This window comes from Lysinibacillus sp. UBA5990, assembly GCF_002429815.1.
Classification (GTDB): Bacteria; Bacillota; Bacilli; order Bacillales_A; family Planococcaceae; genus Lysinibacillus; species Lysinibacillus fusiformis.
The window spans coordinates 47,996-71,481 of sequence record NZ_DJAY01000012.1 but is presented as its reverse complement, the minus strand read 5'-3'; the positions used below and the strand labels follow the sequence as shown (position 1 = coordinate 71,481).

Annotated in this window: 25 protein-coding genes and 1 riboswitch; of the genes, 20 read left to right on the top strand and 5 right to left on the bottom strand. The window is 37.5% G+C overall.

Going from position 1 to position 23,486, the window contains the following annotated elements:
* Positions 1–22 precede the first annotated feature (22 nt).
* Positions 23–787, top strand: a complete 765-nt coding sequence (locus tag B3D94_RS11685) for a DUF2935 domain-containing protein (RefSeq protein WP_291757362.1) — start codon at positions 23–25, stop codon at positions 785–787.
* Between the two features lie 40 nt (positions 788–827).
* On the opposite strand, the gene B3D94_RS11680 is transcribed toward B3D94_RS11685, so the two are convergent.
* Positions 828–1,328: a L,D-transpeptidase family protein gene (locus B3D94_RS11680; protein WP_291757345.1), complete on the bottom strand. Its 501-nt coding sequence runs from the start codon at positions 1,326–1,328 to the stop codon at positions 828–830.
* A 115-nt stretch (positions 1,329–1,443) separates the two neighbouring features.
* Between B3D94_RS11680 and B3D94_RS11675 the strand changes: the two genes are divergently transcribed.
* From B3D94_RS11675 to B3D94_RS11650, 6 genes are all read left to right on the top strand, one after another.
* Entirely contained in the window at positions 1,444–1,677 is a 234-nt protein-coding gene (locus B3D94_RS11675; protein ID WP_258269981.1) for a hypothetical protein, read from the top strand.
* 42 nt (positions 1,678–1,719) lie between these two features.
* Positions 1,720–1,932 (top strand): hypothetical protein, encoded by a 213-nt coding sequence (locus B3D94_RS11670; protein WP_414673987.1) that lies wholly within the window; start codon positions 1,720–1,722, stop codon positions 1,930–1,932.
* Between the two features lie 13 nt (positions 1,933–1,945).
* On the top strand, positions 1,946–2,143 hold the full coding sequence (locus B3D94_RS11665; protein ID WP_291757344.1) for a gamma-type small acid-soluble spore protein: 198 nt from the start codon (positions 1,946–1,948) through the stop codon (positions 2,141–2,143).
* Between the two features lie 80 nt (positions 2,144–2,223).
* Positions 2,224–2,400 carry a cysteine-rich CWC family protein gene (locus B3D94_RS11660; protein WP_193833137.1) on the top strand — a complete coding sequence of 59 codons (177 nt, stop codon included), beginning with the start codon at positions 2,224–2,226 and terminating at the stop codon, positions 2,398–2,400.
* A gap of 103 nt (positions 2,401–2,503) precedes the next feature.
* A complete protein-coding gene (locus B3D94_RS11655; RefSeq protein ID WP_008173590.1) occupies positions 2,504–3,088 on the top strand; it encodes a DUF305 domain-containing protein in 585 nt (194 codons plus the stop codon).
* A gap of 277 nt (positions 3,089–3,365) precedes the next feature.
* Positions 3,366–5,117: a methyl-accepting chemotaxis protein gene (locus B3D94_RS11650; protein WP_193833136.1), complete on the top strand. Its 1,752-nt coding sequence runs from the start codon at positions 3,366–3,368 to the stop codon at positions 5,115–5,117.
* A 46-nt stretch (positions 5,118–5,163) separates the two neighbouring features.
* On the opposite strand, the gene B3D94_RS11645 is transcribed toward B3D94_RS11650, so the two are convergent.
* Positions 5,164–5,769, bottom strand: a complete 606-nt coding sequence (locus B3D94_RS11645; protein WP_069482693.1) for a metallophosphoesterase family protein — start codon at positions 5,767–5,769, stop codon at positions 5,164–5,166.
* A 248-nt stretch (positions 5,770–6,017) separates the two neighbouring features.
* On the opposite strand from B3D94_RS11645, the gene B3D94_RS11640 reads away from it, so the two are divergent.
* The 9 genes from B3D94_RS11640 (at position 6,018) to B3D94_RS11600 (ending at position 18,570) form a co-directional block, all read left to right on the top strand.
* Positions 6,018–7,514, top strand: coding sequence for a class I adenylate-forming enzyme family protein (locus B3D94_RS11640; protein ID WP_291757343.1), 1,497 nt, complete (start codon positions 6,018–6,020; stop codon positions 7,512–7,514).
* Between the two features lie 178 nt (positions 7,515–7,692).
* Positions 7,693–8,682, top strand: a complete 990-nt coding sequence (locus B3D94_RS11635) for a C39 family peptidase (protein ID WP_291757342.1) — start codon at positions 7,693–7,695, stop codon at positions 8,680–8,682.
* A 57-nt stretch (positions 8,683–8,739) separates the two neighbouring features.
* The gene (locus tag B3D94_RS11630) at positions 8,740–9,972 is read left to right on the top strand and encodes an ATP-grasp domain-containing protein (protein ID WP_291757341.1); all 1,233 of its coding nucleotides are present in this window, start codon (positions 8,740–8,742) and stop codon (positions 9,970–9,972) included.
* Positions 9,969–10,670: an aspartate/glutamate racemase family protein gene (locus tag B3D94_RS11625; protein ID WP_025115807.1), complete on the top strand. Its 702-nt coding sequence runs from the start codon at positions 9,969–9,971 to the stop codon at positions 10,668–10,670. The genes B3D94_RS11630 and B3D94_RS11625 overlap by 4 nt, the downstream gene beginning before the upstream one ends.
* A gap of 218 nt (positions 10,671–10,888) precedes the next feature.
* Positions 10,889–12,037, top strand: coding sequence for a DEAD/DEAH box helicase (locus B3D94_RS11620; RefSeq protein WP_193833131.1), 1,149 nt, complete (start codon positions 10,889–10,891; stop codon positions 12,035–12,037).
* Position 12,038: 1 nt separating this feature from the next.
* Positions 12,039–13,268: an aminopeptidase gene (locus B3D94_RS11615; protein ID WP_291757340.1), complete on the top strand. Its 1,230-nt coding sequence runs from the start codon at positions 12,039–12,041 to the stop codon at positions 13,266–13,268.
* A 32-nt stretch (positions 13,269–13,300) separates the two neighbouring features.
* Complete coding sequence (locus B3D94_RS11610) at positions 13,301–14,212, top strand: SGNH/GDSL hydrolase family protein (RefSeq protein ID WP_069482688.1); 912 nt, start codon at positions 13,301–13,303, stop codon at positions 14,210–14,212.
* 123 nt (positions 14,213–14,335) lie between these two features.
* A complete protein-coding gene (locus B3D94_RS11605; RefSeq protein WP_291757339.1) occupies positions 14,336–15,493 on the top strand; it encodes an exonuclease SbcCD subunit D in 1,158 nt (385 codons plus the stop codon).
* The gene (locus B3D94_RS11600; RefSeq protein ID WP_291757338.1) at positions 15,490–18,570 is read left to right on the top strand and encodes an SbcC/MukB-like Walker B domain-containing protein; all 3,081 of its coding nucleotides are present in this window, start codon (positions 15,490–15,492) and stop codon (positions 18,568–18,570) included. Before B3D94_RS11605 ends, B3D94_RS11600 begins: the two co-directional genes overlap by 4 nt.
* A 40-nt stretch (positions 18,571–18,610) precedes the next feature.
* Here the strand turns inward: B3D94_RS11600 and B3D94_RS11595 are convergent, their stop codons facing one another.
* The gene (locus B3D94_RS11595; protein ID WP_255250400.1) at positions 18,611–18,736 is read right to left on the bottom strand and encodes a hypothetical protein; all 126 of its coding nucleotides are present in this window, start codon (positions 18,734–18,736) and stop codon (positions 18,611–18,613) included.
* A gap of 52 nt (positions 18,737–18,788) precedes the next feature.
* A complete protein-coding gene (locus B3D94_RS11590; RefSeq protein WP_008173564.1) occupies positions 18,789–19,112 on the bottom strand; it encodes a DUF4870 domain-containing protein in 324 nt (107 codons plus the stop codon).
* Positions 19,113–19,238: 126 nt separating this feature from the next.
* Positions 19,239–19,346: riboswitch (TPP riboswitch) on the top strand.
* A 134-nt stretch (positions 19,347–19,480) separates the two neighbouring features.
* Between B3D94_RS11590 and thiT the strand changes: the two genes are divergently transcribed.
* Both thiT and map read left to right on the top strand, forming a co-directional pair.
* The gene (thiT, locus tag B3D94_RS11585; RefSeq protein WP_291757337.1) at positions 19,481–20,041 is read left to right on the top strand and encodes an energy-coupled thiamine transporter ThiT; all 561 of its coding nucleotides are present in this window, start codon (positions 19,481–19,483) and stop codon (positions 20,039–20,041) included.
* 162 nt (positions 20,042–20,203) lie between these two features.
* On the top strand, positions 20,204–20,959 hold the full coding sequence (gene map, locus B3D94_RS11580; protein ID WP_193833125.1) for a type I methionyl aminopeptidase: 756 nt from the start codon (positions 20,204–20,206) through the stop codon (positions 20,957–20,959).
* A gap of 27 nt (positions 20,960–20,986) precedes the next feature.
* On the opposite strand, the gene B3D94_RS11575 is transcribed toward map, so the two are convergent.
* Positions 20,987–21,700, bottom strand: a complete 714-nt coding sequence (locus B3D94_RS11575; RefSeq protein WP_069482684.1) for a hypothetical protein — start codon at positions 21,698–21,700, stop codon at positions 20,987–20,989.
* 200 nt (positions 21,701–21,900) lie between these two features.
* Between B3D94_RS11575 and B3D94_RS11570 the strand changes: the two genes are divergently transcribed.
* Together B3D94_RS11570 and B3D94_RS11565 are read left to right on the top strand one after the other, a co-directional pair.
* Entirely contained in the window at positions 21,901–22,710 is an 810-nt protein-coding gene (locus B3D94_RS11570; protein WP_291757336.1) for a polyphosphate kinase 2 family protein, read from the top strand.
* Positions 22,711–22,884: 174 nt separating this feature from the next.
* The gene (locus tag B3D94_RS11565) at positions 22,885–23,472 is read left to right on the top strand and encodes a GNAT family N-acetyltransferase (RefSeq protein WP_012292083.1); all 588 of its coding nucleotides are present in this window, start codon (positions 22,885–22,887) and stop codon (positions 23,470–23,472) included.
* Positions 23,473–23,486 lie beyond the last annotated feature (14 nt).

Here is a 23,486-nt window from a genome sequence, read left to right as displayed (position 1 = left end):
AGAAAACAAAGGAGGTTTAACCCTGTCTAATTTTGTGCAACATGCAATTTTCGAGCATAGGTTTTGGCTAGAAATCATGCAAAATCATGCGCAATTTATTCATGATGCTTTATATCCCTCTGAAAAGGATGATATTCAAAGGGCAACAAATTTTATCCAACAATTCACTCGACTGCTTACCTATGTGCCATCTATTGATGGTGCCAATGCAATCTCTTTCTCGACAACCGTTGATGACAATGTCGAGCAGTTTAAACAATTTAAACTCCATCTACTGAGGCATCAATTGTCAGGAGATATTGGGATTCATTTAACACCAACATTTGTCAATCATATGGTTAATGAACTTGAAGAATTTCAAAATGTGCTCAGTTATTTAAAAAAAGGCGAAGTACCACCAATATTTCATGAGCTTCACCATCATTTAATTTGGCTATTGGATGCCTCAGGACACGCAGGTATTATTCATGACGATTTAGATGGGGTCGAAAAAAGATTGAGGCAAAAGAGTAATGAGTTTGCCAAACACTTTGAACAATTTTATTTAAAAGCAGTAGAATTAACAGGTTATTTACGAACGAATATGCATTCCTTCCCCGCTTTAAACCGGTTTAATAAGGATGTTGAGTTAGAAATGACATTATTCAAAACATTTTTAAAAGAGTTAGAAGAGATGGAATTGAGTGCAGAGGTTTTAGGTACATTTACCGCACCTATGGCGGATCATATGTGGCGTGAAGAGCAATACTATTTAATGAAGCTTGCACAGTCAAGAGGAGAAGGATAAATGAAAGCGAGGAGGCTATCACAATAGATAGCCTTATTTATTATGGATGAATCACTACTTCAGTCCCGATAGGAACAATACTAGCCAATTCTTCAACATCTGGATTTTGCATTCTTATACAACCATGAGAAACAGCATGCCCAATGGAGCTAGGATCATTCGTGCCATGAATCCCGTAGTGTTCCTTTGATAAACTCATCCACATAGTTCCAAATGGGCCGCCTGGATCTGGATCCTTGTTAATAATAATGAAACTGCCGACAGGTGTTTCGTGTAGCATACGTCCAACTGCTATTGGGTATTGCTTTTGAAGGGTATTATTTCTATAGAGGCGTAGCCAACGATTTTCTGTAGAAATTTCAATACGGTATGGGATCGTCACGGGATCAGGAAAGCCAGGTATTATAATTTGTTGACCGACGTAAAGAGTGTCTGGTTGAATGCCTGGATTGGCTGCAATAATGGAAGACATTGGTGTACGATAATCACGAGAAATTTGAGTTAACGTTTCCCCAGGTTTAACGGTATGAATAACGTCCATCCCTCCTTTATACAGGTTATGATTATACTATATGCTACTTATGAATGATATTATGGATTGTTAAGGACTTTGGATAGAATAAGTAATAACATCGTATTGTTAAGGAGCATATATCATGAGGGAATTTAAAATTACGTATTTTTTTGATGAAATACATTATATCAGAAGGTTTATCTTTATCGAGTCGCAGCAAGAAGCAGAGAAATTGGTAAAGAGTGAACGCGATCAATATATCTCCTTTACAGATAGCAGAGGCATTTATCATGAATTGCATACCAGGCATGTACGTGTCATTCAAATTTCTGAATACCATCGCATCGATAAAAGTGCTAATAGGAAAGACACATAATCTGTTCATCTTTACACACATTAAAGAAGAAAGGAGTGTGGCATGATGGATAAAGAACAAATACCACATGAAAAGAAAATATTTATGAATTTAAATAGTAAAGACAAACCTGACATGGTTGAATCAGATACAATAAGTCTTTTCGATTTGCATGAAGATATGCAAACTGTTGATGCTATCCCTGTTAAGGAGCTTAATAAGAGGGTGGAAAGAGAAGGCGATGAATTGATTGAATTACAGCCGGATGAATTGTAGGGGGTAGTGAACAATGGATAGAGAAAATGGAGAAGGTCAATTCACAGTTTCGGGCACAGATATTCATGAAGTGAAGCAGAAAAATACCGAGGCAGGATTATCCTACAATGAAGTCAAAGCATTATTGGCTAAACAGGGCGGACATGGGACGGCTATATATAGTGACACAAATATTGATGAAGTGAAACAAGAAATTCACAAGCATCAATAGTGACTGGGGAGGAGTAAGGTCTTGAGTGCTCTTCCTTTTTTCCTTTACAATGATGGGAAAAGAAAGGGAGGCCCTAGACTATGTCGGAAAAGAGATGCCCACGATGTGGGAAAGAAAATCATTGTGGTGTCGCCAAAGAGGAAAAAGAATGTTGGTGTATGACACGGAAGTTTCCAGAGCAATTGTTAAATACGACAAAGGCGAATACATGTATTTGTCAAGCATGCTTGGATACATATAAAGAAGAGTCAGTATAACTTATAACTATCATGACGTTCCTGTAAAAATTGCGCAATTGGTACAATTGTCTATCGCACAACAACCTAGCGGGCATACATTACTCTGAAAGGAGTGTGTCTAATGGCTAGACCTATTGAACTTAGTAATGTTACACAGATATATTTAGAGGAATATCAACGCATCCTCAAAAAGATGATGCAGGGCATGACCTATGTAACCATTACTTGTAGTATTTCAGAAAATTTTATAAAGCAAATCATCCCTTATCAAATAGCAGCAATTCAAATGTCAGAAAATGTTTTACGCTTCACAACAAATATTCCTGTACAAAATCTTGCATTAGAAATCATCCGAACACATACAGAAATGCTTGAAAGTCTTGAAGCGTTACAAAATAGATGCTGTGTTGTACAAAATTCAGAATATGAATTATACGAGTATATGTGTGCGTATAAAGAAATTACGGAAGCTATGTTTAATGCAATGTGTGCACCACCAGTTTCCAATAGCATTAACATCAACTACTTAAGGGAAATGATTGTCCATCATCAGGGAGGAATTCGATTAGCACAAAATGTACTGAGATTTTGTATTTGCCAAGAATTAATCCCAATTCTAAAATGCATGATTCAAACGCTTTGTGAGCAGCTAGAGGCGATGGAAAAGTTACTGGATAGTTTACAAAATTGCGATTGCGAGTGCTAGTAGTAACTAACTGTTTTTATAGGAAAAAGGCGCTAAGATCAATCATGGTTTTAGCGCTTTTTCTGCGTGGAAATAGTGTTTATCAAAGAAAAATGTCAATAAAGTGGACAAGTAAATAAGATAGTGTAAAGAATTTTTTGAGCATCTATTTTTGTCTTTCTGTTGTTGGTAAAATATATATGTTTTATTAGATGAAGGTAATGAAGGAAGTTCAATTATTCGTTTTCAAATAGTAGTTTCTACATGCATGTACTTTAGACAAACGGGAGTGGTTATTATGTTCAAAAGGAAAAAGATTAATCAAAATTATGATTATTTCTCAGCCGCCAAAAATTCTGACATTGAGGCGAATGAGCGCTTTAAAGAAAAATTGGACTTTTTAGCGCTATCAAGAATTAGAAGAGAATCTGTTGGGTTCTTACGTAAAATTTATGAAAACAATCGACAGCATATACTTGATAATTTTTATGATCGTTTGCTGGAAATACCAGAATTTAATCAAGTAATACATACACATTCAACAGTCGAACGTTTAAAAGGGTTATTCGATTCACACTTTATTAGTCTGTTTGACGATGAATTAGATTTAGATTATGTATTTAAGCGACGTAAAATAGCGTATATACATGCACGGATAGGCGTATTACCGAATTGGATGATTTCGGCCTATACATTAATTAATCAGTTAATTATTCCGCTAATTGTAAAAGAATTATCACGTGATCAAGAGAAGATGCTGGATGTCCTATTGTCGTATGATAGCCTAGTAACAATCGATCAGCAAATTATTTTAGAAACCTATATAGAAATTCAAGCCGGTTCCGTAGTGAATGGATTAGGTGAAATCATTACGTATAACACACAGTTGGATACGGTGAAGGAACTCATCGAATTTCAAGAAATACAGCAACAGGAAATCATTGCAGCAGATCAATCAATGCATGAACTAGATGAAAGCATTGAAGATATTGCTACATCTGTAGGCGATATTTCAGAGCAAACAAAGCTTGCTTTAAAAAAATTAAACCAGGATTTAGATTCGTTACACCAAGTATCAACGATCCTACAAACAACGGATGAAGGACATAAATCCATGCAGGAGGATATTAAACGTCTCGTTGAACGTGTAAATAGTGTTGCGAAGCTGATGGAATTGATTCAAAGAATTGCAGATCAAACGAACTTATTAGCTTTAAATGCATCGATTGAAGCCGCCCGCGCGGGGGAAGCAGGAAAGGGCTTTGCTGTCGTTGCCGAAGAGGTTCGGAAGCTTGCCGATGATACAAGCACATCTGTCAAATCCATACATACAGATATACAGGAGCTACTTCATATTACTAACAATATTAGCTCATTAACGACTCAATTTTCACAAGACTTACATCAAGGTGTTACAGATACACTACATATCACTCAAACACTTGCAGAGTTAAATAAGAGTTTACAGCAGCAAGGGGCTCGCTTTGAGGAAATAGCTACAACAACAAAGGTACAAGCTCAATCCGCTACAACGATTTCTGAACGGAACCATACAATTACAGAAAGTATGCAAAAAAGTAAAGTCATCGTTTTTGATATGGGCTCTGCTATTTATAAATTAAGTAAAATGATCGATGGATACCGTTCTTCAACGATTTCTAAAAACTTTATTATTAGCCAAGAGGATATCATTGAACTAGCCATTACCGACCATTTATTATGGCGCTGGAAAATTTATAATTTACTACTAGGCTTTGAAACGATGACAGAGCAAGATGTAGGTTCGCCAAAAGAATCACGTCTTGGTGAGTGGTATTATGGCACTGGCAAAAAGCTATTAGGTAATGAACGTGCGTATGTAGAATTAGAACAGCCATTTATTCTTGTACATGAAATTGCTAAAAAAGCCGTGCGTGAATATAATGCAGGACGTAAAAATGAGGCGGAAAAATACTTGAAGGAAATTTCGGAAGAATCCTTTGTAGTCATTGACAAACTCAAAGCGTTAAAGGAAATTCTATTGGACGGGAAAAAACAATATATTCATTAAAAACGTGGAGCAAGCTAATAGAATTATTAGCTTGCTCTTTTTAGGTTTAGGACACGGTTCCTTTATCAATAGAAGGAACACACATAAAGGTTACGGTCCGCTTTTCACTATCATACAGACACCATTCGCAGTGATCTACAACGGAGCCAACATTTACGCCGTATTGTTTATCTTGTAATACAATTGGTTGTCCATAGCGAATGCGAATCGGTAATTTCTTCTGCTGATGATAAAGACCTGATTCATGACTATGACCAAAGAAGAACAGTGGTTTTTGAAAGGATAGGAATGTTGGCTGCCAACTTACACTCCATTTAAATTGGTGCCCATGTATAAGTGTGGCGCCATCAATCTCCATTGTTTCAGGTAACGCCCTGAAGCGCTCAATACCAGTCACCTGTGTAATACGCTCTTCTTGATTGCCCCGTATAGAGGGGAAGGTTAACAATTCTTCAAATTTACTTTCAACGATCGCTGCTCTTTGTAAAGATAACCCAGACATCGTTTGGGCTTTTTTCTTACTAATCGTGCATTCGTATAAATCACCTAATCCAATGATTTTTGCTTCCTTTGCTGTCTGCTGAATATGAGTGAGAACAGCTTTCGTATCTTCTATATTAGAATGTAAGTCTCCTAAAAGTGCATAAAGCATGCAAACCCGGCCTTTCCTATAAATAATCGTATAAATATCATACACCTAATAGAAATTGCTAGAAAAGTAAAACGTCTAAGAATATTTTGTTAGTTTACTTACATACTTTGAATGTATGGAAAAATTGCCAAGGAATTCAATGCTTGATAAAATAAAATCATAATTTTCTGAAATTTTAGTAGTCTAGTAATTTGCCATTGATGTTGACTCTATCCAGCAGTAAAAAATGAATTTTTGGAGGGCTTATAATGACGATGTACATGACGGATATTCTTGAGAAATATGCTGTGCAACAGCCTAGTGAAATTGCGACATTATATGATGGTAAAAAGCTAAGTTATAGTGAGTTTTACAAATGTGTCGAAAGATTTGCAGCTTATTTACAGGAGCAAAATTATAAAAAAGACGATGTCATTGCACTATATACACTCAATTCAGATTTATTTTTAATCGCTTATTTAGGTGTGCAATTAGCTGGCTACATTGCTATGCCAATTAACACTAAATTAGCAACTCCAGAGGTTGAGTTTATTTTTAAACATTCACAAGCAAAGGGACTCATTTATGATGAAAGATTAACCGAATCGCTAGAGGATGTATCCTATTCATTCCAACATGTTATTGGATTTAAAGATATGAATCACATCTTTAAAAATACTAATTTAGTAAGAGCTGTAGTACAGTTGGAGGCCCATGATACCGCGGTTGTTATGTACACTTCAGGTACAACCGGTAAACCGAAAGGCGTGATGCTCACTCATGAAAATATTGTGGCTACAGCCGATATTTGGTCATCTTCCATGAAAATGTCTAACAAGGACAAGATGTTTATTTGTACACCATTATTTCACTGTGCGGGACTCCATGTTTTTGCCCTGCCAATGTTTTATCAAGGCGGGACAGTCGTGATAGAAGAAGCCTTTTCACCAACCAAAACATTAGCGCAGATTGCAATAACAGAGGCAACCATCTTCTTTGGTGTTCCATCCATGTATACGATCATTTTAAATACGCCAGGATTTAAGGAACATAGCTTTAACCATTTGCGTTTATTATGTTACGGGGCTGCCCCGATGCCCTATGAGCTTGTTAAACAAGTGAAAGAGGCATTTTCAAATGTGAACGTTCAAAATTTATATGGTCAAACAGAAAATACACCTGCAGCCACATCTTTATTAGATACGGATGCCTTAACGAAAATAGGCTCTGTTGGGAAGCCATTAGGGCAGACAGAGGTTCGAGTAGTTGATAGTGAAGGAAAGCCGGTTCCTGCTGGTGAAGTAGGCGAGATATGTGTAAGAGGACCACAGGTGATGAAGGGCTATTTAAGGAATCCTGAAGAAACAGCTAGAACGATTATAGATGGTTGGCTTTATTCAGGAGATTTAGGGCGTTTTGATGAGGAAGGTTATTTATATATTGTTGATCGGAAAAAAGATATGATCATCCGAGGCGGTGAAAATATTTACCCAATCGAAGTGGAAGAAGTGTTGTATCAATTGCCTGAAATTTTAGAGGCAGCAGTGGTTGGATTACCGCATGAAGTGTATGGAGAGGTGCCTAAAGCCTTTGTCGTATTTAAGGAAGGTAGGTCTCTCGATGAGGAAATCATTTTATCCTATTGTCAATCACAGCTTGCCAAATATAAAGTACCGTATGAAATAGAATGTTTAACTGAACTGCCGCGCAATGCTTCAGGTAAGGTTCTAAAGCATACATTACGACCTAAAGTAAGTACGATTTGAGAAAAAGTATTTACAGTTAACTTACTTCGAAGCTTCGTTTTCAATGCAACAAAGTTTTCTGCAACAAGATAAAATAGGAACCTCTTTCAAAGTATCGTATAATAAAGTCTACGACAAATTAAATTAAAAGAATGGAGAAGGGGTGACCCTTCGATTTAGAATAGGAGCGGAATTTGTCTTGTGGACGGGGTATAAACGCCTTTTACTTATCGGCATGTTGATCATAATGTTACTTTCTAGCTGTCAGCCATTTTCACAGCAAGATGCGGAAAATAAAAATCAATTAACAGTATTAACAGTAGAATTTAATAGTGGTGCACCAATTGCTAATCTTTATATCACGGTCACAGATGTACAGACAGGTAATGTTGTAGAGGAAGCTATTGGTTCTGAAGAGGGAGAAGCTATGTTTTTGAAGCTAAAAGAGGGACGAGAATATGCTATTGCGGCAACGACTCTTGAAAATAGTGCGGCAAATGATGGCTATACAACCATCGAAAATTTTACGTATGATACGACAAAACCATACTTCAGATTGCAGACCCATTTTACAAGAGACGAACAAGAGCTAGATGTTCCAGTGGTGATGCAAAATCCTGAGCTTCCACATGGCTGTGAAATAACTTCACTCACTGCTGTATTAAATTACTATGGTATGAATGTGTCAAAGCTTGAAATGGCTGATAACTATTTACCAAAGCAAGAAATACGTATTGTAGGTAATCAACGTTTTGGACCAAATCCAAATGAGGCTTTTGCGGGTAATCCTCGTGATAAAGCTCATGGTATGTATGTATTTGCTGCTCCAATTGTCAAGGCAGCGGAGGCAGCTATTGCAGATAAACAAGCTGAATTACGTGTGACAGATATGAGAAATGCCTCACAGGAAGATATTTTACAGCTTGTTCGTGAGGGAATTCCTGTCGTGACATGGGTGACGCTGGATTTATCGAAGCCTAAAAAAAGGGCAGATAGAGGTTGGATTTATAAAGGAGTGACTACTTCACAGGACGCTTTTATGAATTTACACGCTGTTGTGTTAACTGGACATTTAGGCGATAAGGTAGTAGTAATGGACCCGTTAAAGGGCTATGTCACTTATAATGTGGACCAGTTCTTTAAAAGCTATCATGAATTAGGTGAACAGGCAGTAGCTGTACATAAATAAACTAGCTATTAGGAAGTATGTTACACTAATAAAAACGTAAAAAGTGAGTTGAGTAGAATGGCCATTGAGCACGCTTTTTTACCGGTTTTACTAGGCGATGAAATGAATGCTTATGGCATGGCCAGAGCATTTTACGAAGCCTATGGTGTGAAGCCACTTGCATTAAATCATACGAATATGGAAAAAATTCAACAAAGTGATTTACTGACCTTCCGTGAAGTGCCGAGACTTCATATAGAAGAACGATTTGTGACGGCACTAAAGGCAATAGCACAGGAATTCCCAGAAAAAAAATTACTGCTATTAGCCTGTGATGAATTTTATGTCAAAAAAATCGTAGAACATAAAGATGAATTAACAGAGGATTTTTTAGTTCCTTATGTGGATACTACTCTTGCATATCAGCTGCTAACTCGTGAAAGTATGTATGAGCTGTGTGCACAATTTGGTTTTCAATACCCAGCTATGCATGTATGCACAGTAAATGATTATGAAGAGTACGAAATGTCATTTGACTACCCAATTGTCATTAAACCGATGAATATGACAAAGTATGCCACATGTATTTTTCCTGGAAAGAAAAAAGTATATATTGCACATGATAAGGAAGAAAAGGATAGCATACTGCATGCTATTTATAAGGAATCAGCCTATCGAGATGATCTTATGATTCAGCAGTATATTCCTGGAGAAGATGCGAATATGTGTGTGGTCAATGCTTATGTAGGACAAGATGGGAAGGCGAAGCTTCTTGCTGTAGGAAATCCGATTTTAGAAGAGCATTCACCAGAAGGTATTGGTCGTTATGTGGCTATTATGACAGCCTATAATCCTACTTTGATGGAAAATGTGAAGTCATTTCTAGAAGCTATTCAATTCCATGGATTTGCTACATTTGATATGAAATATGATGAGCGTGATGGACACTATAAATTGTTAAGTATCGAATTACATAATGAGCTTTCCAATTATTATGTGACAGCTAGTGGCTATAACCTTATGCAATATGTGGCAGACGATTATGTTCGAGGAAGTAAACAGCCACTAACATACGTGCAAAATAAACATCTTTGGACAATCGTACCAAATGGTGTCCTTTTCAAATATGTACAAAATGAACAACTTATTATTGAAGCGAAAAGTCTAATTCGACAAGGAATGGCGACAGATTCTATTTTTAATTATAAGGATATGAATGCCAAACGTTGGTTGAATGTAACCGTTGATAATTTAAATTTTTATCGCAAATATAAGAAATATTTTAATAACAAAGGTCTGTCTAACTCATGAAAAAACAAACTTTAGGTATAATAGGTGGAGTTGGTCCACTAGCAACCATGTTTATTGGTGAAATGATTGTAAGACGTACAAAGGCGCAAAAAGATCAGGAGCATTTACATACCATTATTGATAATGATACAAATATTCCTGACCGTACGGCTTTTATTTTAGATAATACGAAAGAAAACCCAGTGCCTGTTATAATTGAGGATGCAAAAAAGTTAGCTTCTGTAGGAGCTGATATGATTGCCATTCCATGTAATACGGCTCATACTTTTTATGACGAGATTCAGGAAGGCTCCCCGATTCCTGTTTTGCATATGATTCGTGAAACGGCGAAGCGTGCATCCGAATTGGGAGCAGAGCGTGTTGGTATTTTAGCGACAACAGGTACATTGACTTCACGCATGTACCAAGATGCATTGGAGGAATATGGTATTACACCAGTTGTACCAGATAATGAGATGAGAGCCCATGTGATGACCATCATTTACGATTATGTTAAAGCTGGTAAGGATGTCACACAGGATGATTGGCAACCAATTGAAGATGCCATGTTAGCTCTAAACTGTGACCGTCTCGTATTGGGTTGTACGGAGCTATCTATTGTCAATAGAGATTTAAAATTAAGTAATATATATATCGATTCATTAATCGTTTTAGCGGAGTGTGCAATTTTAGCATGTGGTTATGAGTTAATCGATTAGGAATGTATAGAAAAGAATCTGCTTGCTTTACATGGTAGGCTGTAAGTCTTCAAAAAATTGTGGACGGGCTTACATTTCCATGTGTGGAGTTAGGCAGATTTTTTATGGATGAAAGTTTCATTTGGTGAAACGTTTAGACAAAGGTTTGCGTACATATAAAGTAGGAAGCTGCCGAGTGTGTTAAACTAGTGTCAAGCAGATAGAAGGTGGGAAATAACATGTCAGTAATCAGTTTATTAAAAGAAGAATTACAAGCAAAATGGAACTTTGAAGCAACTATGAAAATTCAAGAGGAAATGATACCAGCGATGCTTGAAGGAAAGGATGTCGTAGCGGAATCACCTACTGGTTCTGGTAAAACGTTAGCGTATGTTTTACCATTGCTGAATAAAGTAAACGGGGCGAAAAAGCAAACACAAGGTCTCATCGTAGCTCCATCACAAGAGCTAGCCATGCAAATTGTAGAAGTTATCCGTGAGTGGACGACAGGTACGGATATTACGGTTCAGCAGCTTATTGGTGGTGCCAATTCCGCTCGTCAAATTGAAAAATTAAAGAAAAAGCCAACGATTGTTGTTGGAACACCTGGTCGTTTAAATGAATTAGCACGTGCAGGTAAATTAAAGCTTAAGGAAATTGAAACAGTTGTTTTAGATGAATGTGATCAATTACTAAGTCGTGAATACCGTGTGGTCATTAAATCCTTTATTGAAGGTTCTGCCTTCGGACGACAAGTTGTAGTTGTTTCAGCTACTATTACAGAGGAAATTGAATTAGTGGCAAGTCGCATGATGTTTGAGCCAGTTCGTTTTAAAATTAAGCCCGAGGATATGCTAAAGGTTGGCAAAGTTATCCACTCGTTTGTGAAGGTGGAAGAACGTGATAAAACAGAGTTTCTTCGCCGTTTATCGCATACAGAAGGTCTGAGAGCATTAGCTTTCGTCAATAATATTGATCAATTATTAATGAAAGAAACCAAGCTACAGTATCGCTCTGCACCAATCGTTACACTTCATTCTGACATGAAAAAGGAAGAACGTAAAAAGGCTTTAGATGCTTTCCGCAAAGGGGACGCACGTATTTTAATTGCGACAGATATTGCTGCACGTGGTTTAGATATTGCTGGTTTAACACATGTTATTCATGTTGACGTTCCACGAACAATTGAGCAGTATTTACACCGTTCGGGTCGTACAGGTCGTGCAGGTGCAGATGGAGAAGTATTAACATTACTATCTTATCAAGACGAAAAAACCTATAAAAAATGGACAAGAGAAGTTCCTGGTAAGCCAGTGCAGAAAATATGGCGCGATGGTAAGCTAATGGAAGGTAATTCTAAAACAATTGGACAAAAGCGAGGAAAATAATATGACATTTGAAGAAAAATTACAGGCATACGCAGAACTTGCAGTAAAAGTTGGAGTAAACATTCAACCAGGTCAATATTTGTTAGTCAACACATCAGTTGATGCTTTAGATTTTGCTCGTTTGGTCGTTAAAGAGGCGTATAAGGCTGGTGCTGGACGTGTCCATGTTAATTTTTCAGATGATGAAATGGATCGTGCCTATTTTGAACATGCCTCTGATGAAGAATTTAACCGTTTCCCTGAATGGGTCGTACGAATGCGTGATGAACTCATTGAACGTAAAGGGGCATTATTATGGATTGATGCCGCAGATCCTGATAAATTAACAGGAATTTCGGCTGATCGATTAGCTACTCATCAAAAGGTATCAGGAGCGGCATTGAAAAACTACCGAAATGCGGTTATGAAGGATTTGATTGCGTGGTCAATTATTGCCGTTCCTTCGCAAAAGTGGGCGGCAAAGGTATTCCCTCAATTGACAGCCGAGGAGCAAGTACCTGCTTTATGGGATGCTATCTTTAAAACAGTTCATATCGGAGAAGGAGATGCAGTTGATAATTGGCATCAGCATGTAACGAATTTAGAATCTCGTGCTGAACTTTTAAATAATAAAAAGTATGCGAAGTTACACTATATTGCACCAGGAACAGATTTAACAATTGCTTTAGCTCCACAGCATAAATGGCTAACTGGTGGTAGTAAAACGCCTGAAGGCAATGTTTTTATTGCCAATATGCCAACAGAAGAAGTCTATACACTTCCAATGAAGCAAGGGGTAGACGGTTATGTTAGTAATTCAAAGCCTTTAGTATATCAAGGTAATATCATTGATGGTTTTAAATTAACATTTAAAGAAGGAAAAATTATTAAGGCGGAAGCTGAAGTAGGTCAAGATTTATTACAAGAGCTTATTCAAGTAGATGAGGGTTCTAGTTATTTAGGTGAAGTAGCACTTGTTCCGCATGAATCACCAATTTCAGCATCAAAGATTTTATACTTTAATACATTATTCGATGAAAATGCTTCAAACCATTTAGCTATTGGAGAAGCATACCCGACTTGCTTAGAGGGCGGTAGAGATTTAGAAAACGGTCAACTAGAAGCATTAGGTGCAAATATTTCTGTCACACATGAAGACTTTATGATTGGTAATGGTGAAATGGACATTGATGGTATTTTACCAGATGGAACTGTAGAGCCGATATTCCGCAAAGGTGGCTGGGCTTTCTAAACGTAGTTCGAATCGAGAATGGGGGAGAGCAGATGAAGCGCATAGGTAGTTTGATCGGGATGCTTATTTTATTGCTGTCATGCTGGGGTTCATCTGCTTTTGCTCAAGCTGAAAGCTATGTAGCAATAGGGGATTCCCTAGCTGCTGGTCAAACCCCTTTTCAACAAATTGATGCTGGGTATAGTGATTTAATTGCTATGAGATTACGGGCAATGGATCAATTAAAATTCTATACAAAGGAACTAGCCTTCCCAGGTTTTACAACAGCTAATGTATTAGAAAGTATCAAAACTGAGGAAGCAATAAATTTATTAGCCAATGCCACTTTAGTTACTGTTTCGGCAGGTGCCAATGATTTATTAAGCCTTGTCCGGCTAAATCCAACGGCTGGAACATTAACTTTTTCTCAACTTCAAGCAGATTACGCCTTAAATATGGTGAGAAAAAATATGGAAGCTATATTAAATGAATTGGGAGAAGTGGCGCCAAAGGCTCAGGTATATGTTGTAGGCTATTATTTTGCTTATCCAGCTGTTCATCTAACTCAAAAAGAAGGAACAAATGCACAGCTTGTGAAGTTAAATACGATTTTACAGCAACAGGCAAAGCTAACCGGAGCTGTTTATGTAAATGTGTATGACAGCTTTGGGTTGAATGCCACTAACTACTTACCAAACTATGCAGATGTCCATCCGAATATGGAAGGCTATCGGCAAATGGCCAACGCATTTTTTAAGGCATATAGTGGTAGTGATGTCTTAAATATTGCTTCATCACAATTACCGAAACCGAATCCACTATCATTTGAGGAAATTTTAAAAGAACGAGCTTCCACACAGCCTAAACAACAAAAGGTAACATCCTCCCAGTCTGTTCGAAACGTACGTTCTATTCAGGGTTTTCACGGCTATACAGCTTTTATGGAAAAGTTAGAAAAGAGATAAATAATGATGGTTAATGGCATCTTAGAGGATGCTTTTTTTTTTGCCAACGAAATTCCCCAAACAAAGGAAAAAACAATCCGTTACTAGCCATGATAAAATAGTAAAAGGACAGGAGGTACAGGAATGAAAATATTTCATACAGCAGATTGGCATTTAGGAAAGCTCGTTCAAGGCGTCTATATGACAGAAGATCAACAATATATCCTACAACAATTTATACAAGCTATCGATGAAGAAAAGCCAGATGTAATTATTATAGCAGGTGATCTATACGATCGTTCCATGCCCCCTATAGAGGCAGTGAATTTACTAAATGATATATTAGCAAAAATAGTTTTAGAGAAGAAGATTCCTGTTTTAGCCGTTGCAGGGAATCATGATAGTGCAGGCAGATTAAACTTTGGTAGTCGTTTGATGCGTGATAGTGGTTTATATATTAAGGGGCAGTTTACGAAAGATCATGCACCCATTATTATAAATGATCAATATGGAGAGGTGCATTTTCATCTTGTACCATTTGCAGAGCCTGCTACTATTCGCAGTATTTTTGAAGAGGATGCCATTCGTTCTCACCATGATGCGATGCAGAAAATTATTGAACATATCACAGCAGGTATGGATACAAGTAAACGCAATATATTTGTTGGACATGCCTTTGTGACCAAATACGGTGAGGAAGAAGCCAATACTAGTGACTCAGAGCGTCCGCTTTCTATTGGGGGTTCAGATTGTGTGAATGCTGCTTTATTTAAACCATTTCATTATACAGCACTCGGACATTTACATAAGGCACATTTTGTCTTAAATGAAACAATTCGCTATGCTGGTTCACCATTAAAATACTCATTGTCTGAGTATCTACATGAAAAGGGCTTTTTAATCGTCGATCTTGATGAGCACGGAAATAGTACTGTAACTAAAAGAAAGTTCGTGCCAAGACGAGATTTGCGTGTAGTGGAAGGGCAGTTGGAGGAGCTACTAATGCTTCAACCAAGTGATGATTATGTATTTGTTAGATTGACGGATGCTACGTCCGTATCTTCACCAATGGAACGTATTCGTACCGTTTTTCCTCATGCCATGCATGTTGAACGTAAGATTATACGACAAGAGAAACCAAGTGAACTTCAAGTAGTAGAAGCTGAAAAGCTAGAAGATATCGATCTATTCCGCTCTTTCTTTACAGATATAATTGGGGTTCAACCAGATGAAGATACCGAGCGTCTGTTTACGGAGATGTTACAGGAATTATTAGATAAGGAGCGAGAAACAGTAAAATGAAGCCATTAAAGTTAACGATTACGGCATTCGGTCCTTATAAAAATACAGAAATAATTGATTTTGAACAGTTAGGGGAACATCGTTTGTTCGCCATCTCTGGCAAAACTGGTGCAGGGAAAACGACGATTTTTGATGCCATTTGTTATGCACTTTATGGGGCAGGGAGTGGTGAGGATCGCCAGGATACGGCTTTACTACGAAGTGGTTTTGCTGATGATGATGTGTATACAGCAGTAGAACTTATTTTTGAAATGCATGGAAGGGTCTATCAGATTTTACGTCAGCCTGGACATATAAAGGAAAAAAATAAAACAGCTACTGGTAAAAAAGTGGAGTTAGCGGAAGTAAAAGAGGGAAAGCTCGATTATAACATTGTCGAAAAGCAGCAAACACTTGAAGTCGATAAAAAGATTCAGGATATTATAGGTCTGACAAAGGATCAATTTAGCCAAATTGTGATGCTACCTCAAGGAGAATTCCGCAAATTATTAACGTCGGATTCTACAAACAAAGAGGTCATATTACGAAAAATCTTCAAAACAGATCGCTTTGGTGTTATGACAAAACTGCTTGATGCGAAACGAAAAGAGGCAGAAAGTGATCTTGAACGTGCCAAGCAATTAAAAGAACATCTACTTGGTCAAATTGTTGGTGCTCTTCCATATCGTTCATCTCCTTTGTTCAAACAAATTGCTAATAATACGGAAAATATGTTTCAGCTAAAGCAAGCACTGGAAGAGGAGCTGAGCTATTATAGAAAATGTTTTGAAGATGAACAGCGCCAGTATGAGGAAGCCTATAATCATCATCAAAAAGAACAGGAGTTTTACCGTTTAGCTAAAACGCTTAATGAACAATTTGAGGAGCAGTCCAAACGTCAAGAACGACTAGAACTACTGTTAAAGGAGCAAGACAATTACCGTGCAAAGGAACGGGAGATAGCTTTAGCAGAACAAGCTGAGCGTTTACTACTACTTGAACAACAATGTTTGGATTTACGAGCCGAACAAAATTTAAAAGAACAAGCCTATCAACAAGCCAACAGTAGTCAACTACAAACCAAGGAGCTTTTACAAAGAGCCCAAGAAAAATATGAAGCAGAAGAGGCAAAAGAGTCAGAACGTCAACAGCTTTTGCAGCAGGAAATGCAGCTCCAAGCATTGCTTCCTAAGTTCGAGGCTTATGACAGCAATGTACAGCAACTGCAAATTGCTGAGCAATATGTTGAAACGGCTAAACAAGGGGCAGCGGATAACCTAGCGCTAATCGATAAAGAAAGCGCGCAATTAGAGGAGCTTTTACAATCAATTGAGCAATTTGAAAAACAATTGGAACCATATGAAGGTTATTTAGAGCAACTACCAAAACTGCGGGAGCAAGTAGCTTTGCTCATGCAGGTGGAGAAATATACAAAAACGGTAGAGATAGCGAAACAGGATGTTATCGCTACTAAAGCTCATTTTCAGGACAGTAGACAGGAGCTTCAACAATTAGAGCTACGCTGGCTGACAAGCCAAGCAAGCATTTTAGCTCAACAGCTTAAAGAAGGGCAACCTTGTCCGGTTTGTGGGAGTACGACTCATCAACAAACACATAGTGAGCAATTGGAAATTGTTGAGCTTGCTCAGGTGGAAACGTTAAGGAGAAAAGCTTCTTCAGACGAGCGTTTGTATTTGGAAAAAGAGGCGTTTTTAACATCCGCACAACAACTTCAGCAAGAGGCACTGACACAATTAGAAGCATACGCGATGAAGCAACAGGATCAAGCACAAATAATAGCTTCCTTAGAAAAAATGGAACAAGAGATTACTAGCTTAAAGATTATCAATCAACAGCTAGCTCAAACAAGGATCAACCAGAAGGAACAGCGTTTAGCAATAGAGCATTTGCAACATAAACAAGTCAAACTTGAGGAATATTTAACTGAGCAGATGAAGAGCTGGACAAGACTGCAGGCAATTGTAGAAGAACAGCATAAGCAAATGCCAACAACTATTCCAACCTTACAACAATTAAAACAAACACTTACCGATGTTAGTAAACAGAAAATGGATTTACAAAAATTATGGCAGGAAAGCCAGCATGATTTACATGCCGCGAAGGAAGCTGCCAGTAATGCTAAACTAGCTGTGGAAATCGCCAAACAGAATTTTGAAGAATTAAAGCTCAAAATGAATGACAAGCGTGAGCAGTTTTCAATAAGCATGCAGGAAGCAGGCTTTGTGAACTATGAAGACTATGCAACTGCGAAAAGAAGTGCCGCTCAATTAGAAGAACTTAGGAAGGCATGCAGTGACTACACGTTACATGTTCATACGTTACAAATTCAAATTTCAGAAGGAGAAAAACATCTTCAAGGAAAAGAGGAGCAAGATTTAGCCCTGATGGAGGCAACCTTAGAAAGTCTCCGAATCGCCTATGAGGATGCTTTTAAACAACTTCAACAAATAGATGGATTTGCGAAATCATGTCAAAGCTTTATCAACAAAGTAGAAGAAACAGAGAGAGAGCTTCGTTTACTTGAGAGTGAGGCAGGGCGCGTGAAGGAGCTGTATGGCTTATTAAATGGGCAAAATTCGAAAAAGCTTTCCTTTGAACGATATATTCAAATTAATTATTTAGATCAAATTACAGAGGCAGCCAATATTCGTCTTTATCATTTATCTAATGGCCAATTTGAGCTTAGACGTTCGGACAGGCTTGAAAAGCATGCCAAACAAAGTGGACTTGGGCTTGATGTATATGACGCTTACACAGATCAATTACGAGATGTCAAAACATTATCCGGTGGTGAAAAGTTCAATGCATCATTAAGCCTTGCCTTGGGAATGGCAGATGTTATTCAAAGCTTCCAAGGTAATATTTATATTGAAACAATGTTTATTGATGAGGGTTTTGGCTCGCTCGATGAAGAATCATTAAATAAAGCAATAGATACATTAATCGATTTACAAGATTCTGGACGAATGATTGGTGTCATCTCTCATGTGCCTGAATTAAAATCAGCGATGCCAGCCGTTTTACATGTCGAAAAAACATTGAATGGATATAGTCAAACATATTTTGAAATAAAATAAAGGAAGGTGTATTTCCGGCTTAAGGAAATACGCCTTCCTTTTATTTTTTTCGAGAACTGACTGTAGAAGTTGTCCCTTTTTTTGCTGCCATCACTTTTTTTACGATCGGTATAACAATAGGCGCTAATTTAACAGCGGTTTTCACTACTTTTGATACTTTCATCAAAAACACAGCTCCTTTTTAATTACTTCTACCTGTTTATTTTAAAAATGAAACATTAGCGGATAACTCTAACAGCCTGAATAATATTCCATATTACGATTCCGAGCGAAACAATTCCGTAAATGGCGAACGAAATGAACCAAATGATCATTACTGTACTATTACTTGAAGTGGGGTCTAAACTAAATGTAGAAAAGACAAAGACAATGAAAAATAAGATACCAAATACAAAAGGAATTAGATGAGACACTAGTGCTCGAATAGAATGTCTTTTGATGTCAGCATCTTTCGTAACGAAGTAAACAATTAATGGTACGATGAAAGGAGCAAAGAAAATACTGAGATAACTAAAGGCAGATAAAATTTTTTGGTTCTCCATAGTTGTACCTCCTTTTTTAATATTTACGCATGGAAAACAGTAAAGTTTCAAAAATTAAGTATGGAAGAGGTTGTAATCATTCCGTGCTTTGCGTACAATGAAAGTGTTCAAATTAAATTCAGATGTAACGACCACAAGGGGAGCTGATGATGTCAGCTGAGACTGGGCACGTAATGCCTTGACTCTTTGAACCTGTAAGCTAACACTTGCGTAGGGATGTGGATAGAAACCGACACTTGTACGATGTGAGGCTCTGTCCTGACATCGTTTTTTCATTCTTAAGAATAAAAAGATGTCAGAGAGAATCAAATCAGCGCATTTCTATTCCTGCTCTTGTATCCTACATCGGAACAAAGGAGAGAATATGTATGGACAAAAAAAGACTATTAATGCTAGTGGAGATTGCAATATTTGCTGCGATTGGCCTTGTGCTCGATCAGGTCTCCTTTAAAGTATGGGCACAAGGTGGCTCTGTTAGTCTTGTCATGGTACCAATTATGTTAATTGCATTTCGTTGGGGCTTAGTAGCTGGCCTAACAACAGGCTTACTTGTAGGCGTTATGCAAACCATGTTTGGAGCTTATATTGTACACTGGCTTCAAGGTTTATTAGATTACGGCGTTGCTTTCACAGTTGTAGGGTTAGCAGCCATTGTACGCAGACCTTTACTTGAAGCAGCAAGCCAACTAAACAAAACAAAAATGGCGCTTTATATTATTGTAGGTACGGTGTTTGCAGGCTTCTTGCGATATGCAGCGCATACTACTGCTGGAGCGGTATTTTTTGCAGAGTATGCCGGCGATCAAAATGCGTGGATCTACTCGATTATTTATAATGGTACCTATATGCTGCCCGCAACAGTATTAACAGCCATTGTGGGAGCGTTATTATTCACAGCCGCTCCACAACTAATGCATCGTAAAGCATAATGCCATCCCCTTCATATTGGTGAAGGGGTTTTTTTATGCAGTCACAAGAGAATAGCACTTTGCCAAGGAGGCAGGCATACAATATTTAAAGCGTTTAGCGTTATACGCGTAAAAAGTTATGTTATATTAAAGAGTAGATATTAGATGAAAGGGACGTTATACATGATTGTAAAAACGCAAGAAGAAATTGAAGCTTTTAAAAAAATTGGACGCATTTGTGCAGAGATTCGTGAAGCGATGAAGGCTGCTACAAAACCAGGTGTCACAACACTTGAACTAGATGAAATTGCTGGCCGAATGTTTGCTGAGGCAGGTGCCATTTCAGGACCAAAAGGAGAATATGACTTCCCAGGATATACTTGTATTAGTGTCAACGAGGAAGTAGCGCATGGTATCCCAGGTAAACGTGTTATTCAGGAGGGAGATATCGTCAATATCGATGTTTCAGGCTCTTTAGATGGCTACTTTGCCGACACGGGTATTTCATTTGTAGTTGGTGATGGCTATGAAGACAAAGAAAAACTATGTCGTGTTGCTAAAGATGCTTTTGACCGTGCTATGACAAAGGTAAAGGCTGGCTCTAAATTAAATCAAATCGGTAAAGCTGTAGAGCGAGAAGCGAATGCTAATGGCTTAACAGTTATTATGAATTTAACAGGCCATGGTTTAGGTCGTTCTTTACATGATGAGCCAAATCACATTTTAAATTATTATGATGCATGGGACTCTACGATTATGAAAGAGGGTATGGTTCTTGCAGTTGAGCCATTTATCTCAGCAAAAGCAGAGCATATTGTAGAAGCTGGTGATGGTTGGACATTCATTACACCTGATAAGTCTCTTGTTGCTCAAATTGAACATTCAGTAATTGTTACAAAAGAAAAACCAATTATCCTTACTTCATTAGACGAAGAATAGGATTACAAAAAAATCCTGCACACCAAATTACTTTTGGTAGGCAGGATTTTTTTTAATGAATAAAATACCAACTAAGAGTACACCACATAAAAATAACGCAGCTGTTGTTACGAGTAGCTCATCAAAACCATTATGTAAAGCGATTCCTATATAAGCCCATATAAAAACACTTGGATACATGATATCAAAGTGATGAAAGCGGATATGTAGCGCAATGGCTCCACCTAATGTCAGTAAAATAACTGCCCAAAGAGGAGTACTTAGACCAAAACCGTTCCAACCATAAGCTGTTAACGTAAAGCTAATATTTGTGATAAAAATAAATGTCATCCATGCAAAATAAATGGCGAAAGGAATACGGCCAGACAGTGATTTGTCATGAAGTGGATACGTATTGTACAACATAAATAAATACAAGACTAAGAGTAAGGTAATGCCGAGAGAAACAATAAATAATTCATGATGCCATACGTAAATCGTTAATGCTTGTAAAATATTTATGCAACTAAAGAGCGCAGACTGTTTCATAGATGTCTTTTTGATGTTCATCACTAACCAATAACCGGTGAATAAATAAATGACAATCCAAATTACATGACTTCCATCAACAGGTGCAAATACCACCGAAAAACGATTAGAAATTTCTAAAAAAGATTGACCGTTAAGTTTTGTGAAAAAGGATGAAAAGGTTAGGATGAGTGAGACAATATAAGAAATTGTCATCAATAAAAATCGAGGCATGCTTTCCTCTCCCTTCGAGTTAGATTGTATAGGGAAAAGACAAATAAGTATAGTACCGTCACTCAATTTATTATAACGGAAATTTCCATCAATGTATCGTGTTGTTTTGCTAATTCTATCTACAATTTACCATCTCAATAGGCATCCATTTATTTCTTTAGTACAATAAGAATATATCCAGATTAAAGGAGTGAAGCTTTATGACGCAAAACATAAAAAATTTAGACCTATCTATTGAACTAGATAAAAAGATGTATAAAAAGAAATTAAAAGTACTCCAATATGAAATGTTAAATGCCCAACAATTTTTATTAAAAAATAAAATAGGTTTAATTTTAGTGTTTGAAGGTATGGATGCGGCTGGTAAAGGAGGAGCGATAAAACGTTTAATTGAACGTGTCGATCCACGTGGCTATGTCGTCCATCCAATTTCAGCTCCACAGCCACATGAATTACGCTATAACTATTTACAGCGGTTCTGGAGAAAGCTACCTCAGCACGGGCAGATCGCTGTTTTCGATCGTTCATGGTATGGTCGTGTATTAGTAGAACGAATTGAAGGATTCGCGACGAAGGACGAATGGTCTCGTGCTTATGAGGAGATTAATAACTTTGAAAAGATTTTAACAGCGGGAGACTACATAATTATTAAGTTTTGGCTACATGTTTCAGATGAAGAGCAATTAAAGCGTTTTAAGGAACGAGAACAAAATCCATATAAATCTTGGAAGTTAACAGACGAAGATTGGCGTAATCGAGAAAAGTCACCGCAATATATTGAGGCTGCCAATGAAATGTTTGAAAAGACCGATAAGAAAAATGCTCCGTGGGTTTTAGTAGCTGGAAACGATAAAAAATATGCGCGTGTGCAGGTGCTACAAGAAACGCTTGCACATATTGAACGCGAGGCGCTGAAACGTGGGCTTCATTTAACAAATGTATTAGACAAGGCACATATAGAGGATGCTGAGTCATCTAGCCTGGACATATTAAATGAGAAAAAGAAGTGAAAAATAAAATGTGAAATGATGGTGCTATGACTTAAGACATAAGCTGTTTTAGTTGTAGCAGCATCTTTTTTTACATACAATAAGGTAAAACTAGGGTTAACCCCCTTAATTTCCGGTGGTTGAGAAAGTAGTAAAAGTTGTTATCGATATTGATTGGAAGGCTAGTGTGGAGAAATGGTGCTTAAAATTTGGAATTTATTAAGAAAAAAGGGTGGGAATGTGGTAACAATAAAGGGGGAAAAATGCTACATCCGCACATTCCAAGAAAATGATGCACGAAGTTTAACAGGTCTCGTAAGCCGCAATAAATACTTTTGGTCAACCTATGAGCCTTTACAAAGACCTGAATACTATACAATCGACGCGCAATATAAAAAAATTCAAGAAAGTTTATATTTAATGGATTCAAAGCGAGAATTTACTTTTGGTATTTTTGAGCATGGTACTAATAATCTAATAGGACATATTGCACTATATGCTGTAAAACGATTACCCTATTCAAGTGCATTTGTGGGATATGCTATGGATGAAATTTACGTAGGTAAGGGAATTGTCACTGAGGCAGTGAACATGGTAGTCCGGTTTGCATTCGATCAAATTGGGCTACATCGAGTAGAGGCATATGTATCTACCCAAAATAATCCCTCTATGCGTGTCTTAGAGAAGGCGGGCTTTCAACAGGAAGGTCTTTTAAGAAAGCTTTTGTATATAAATGGTCATTGGGTCGATCATTATATGTATGCCCGTTTAGAGGATGAATAAATAAACAAGTGCCT

Excerpts from the sequence above, each read along its gene's own strand:
- B3D94_RS11680 (WP_291757345.1), bottom strand. The coding sequence starts at position 1,328 with ATGGACGTTATTCATACCGTTAAACCTGGGGAAACGTTAACTCAAATT.
- B3D94_RS11675 (WP_258269981.1), top strand. The coding sequence starts at position 1,444 with ATGAGGGAATTTAAAATTACGTATTTTTTTGATGAAATACATTATATC.
- B3D94_RS11670 (WP_414673987.1), top strand. The coding sequence starts at position 1,720 with ATGATGGATAAAGAACAAATACCACATGAAAAGAAAATATTTATGAAT.
- B3D94_RS11665 (WP_291757344.1), top strand. The coding sequence starts at position 1,946 with ATGGATAGAGAAAATGGAGAAGGTCAATTCACAGTTTCGGGCACAGAT.
- B3D94_RS11660 (WP_193833137.1), top strand. The coding sequence starts at position 2,224 with ATGTCGGAAAAGAGATGCCCACGATGTGGGAAAGAAAATCATTGTGGT.
- B3D94_RS11655 (WP_008173590.1), top strand. The coding sequence starts at position 2,504 with ATGGCTAGACCTATTGAACTTAGTAATGTTACACAGATATATTTAGAG.
- B3D94_RS11650 (WP_193833136.1), top strand. The coding sequence starts at position 3,366 with ATGTTCAAAAGGAAAAAGATTAATCAAAATTATGATTATTTCTCAGCC.
- B3D94_RS11645 (WP_069482693.1), bottom strand. The coding sequence starts at position 5,769 with ATGCTTTATGCACTTTTAGGAGACTTACATTCTAATATAGAAGATACG.
- B3D94_RS11640 (WP_291757343.1), top strand. The coding sequence starts at position 6,018 with ATGACGATGTACATGACGGATATTCTTGAGAAATATGCTGTGCAACAG.
- B3D94_RS11630 (WP_291757341.1), top strand. The coding sequence starts at position 8,740 with ATGGCCATTGAGCACGCTTTTTTACCGGTTTTACTAGGCGATGAAATG.
- B3D94_RS11625 (WP_025115807.1), top strand. The coding sequence starts at position 9,969 with ATGAAAAAACAAACTTTAGGTATAATAGGTGGAGTTGGTCCACTAGCA.
- B3D94_RS11620 (WP_193833131.1), top strand. The coding sequence starts at position 10,889 with ATGTCAGTAATCAGTTTATTAAAAGAAGAATTACAAGCAAAATGGAAC.
- B3D94_RS11615 (WP_291757340.1), top strand. The coding sequence starts at position 12,039 with ATGACATTTGAAGAAAAATTACAGGCATACGCAGAACTTGCAGTAAAA.
- B3D94_RS11610 (WP_069482688.1), top strand. The coding sequence starts at position 13,301 with ATGAAGCGCATAGGTAGTTTGATCGGGATGCTTATTTTATTGCTGTCA.
- B3D94_RS11605 (WP_291757339.1), top strand. The coding sequence starts at position 14,336 with ATGAAAATATTTCATACAGCAGATTGGCATTTAGGAAAGCTCGTTCAA.
- B3D94_RS11600 (WP_291757338.1), top strand. The coding sequence starts at position 15,490 with ATGAAGCCATTAAAGTTAACGATTACGGCATTCGGTCCTTATAAAAAT.
- B3D94_RS11590 (WP_008173564.1), bottom strand. The coding sequence starts at position 19,112 with ATGGAGAACCAAAAAATTTTATCTGCCTTTAGTTATCTCAGTATTTTC.
- thiT (WP_291757337.1), top strand. The coding sequence starts at position 19,481 with ATGGACAAAAAAAGACTATTAATGCTAGTGGAGATTGCAATATTTGCT.
- map (WP_193833125.1), top strand. The coding sequence starts at position 20,204 with ATGATTGTAAAAACGCAAGAAGAAATTGAAGCTTTTAAAAAAATTGGA.
- B3D94_RS11575 (WP_069482684.1), bottom strand. The coding sequence starts at position 21,700 with ATGCCTCGATTTTTATTGATGACAATTTCTTATATTGTCTCACTCATC.
- B3D94_RS11570 (WP_291757336.1), top strand. The coding sequence starts at position 21,901 with ATGACGCAAAACATAAAAAATTTAGACCTATCTATTGAACTAGATAAA.
- B3D94_RS11565 (WP_012292083.1), top strand. The coding sequence starts at position 22,885 with ATGGTGCTTAAAATTTGGAATTTATTAAGAAAAAAGGGTGGGAATGTG.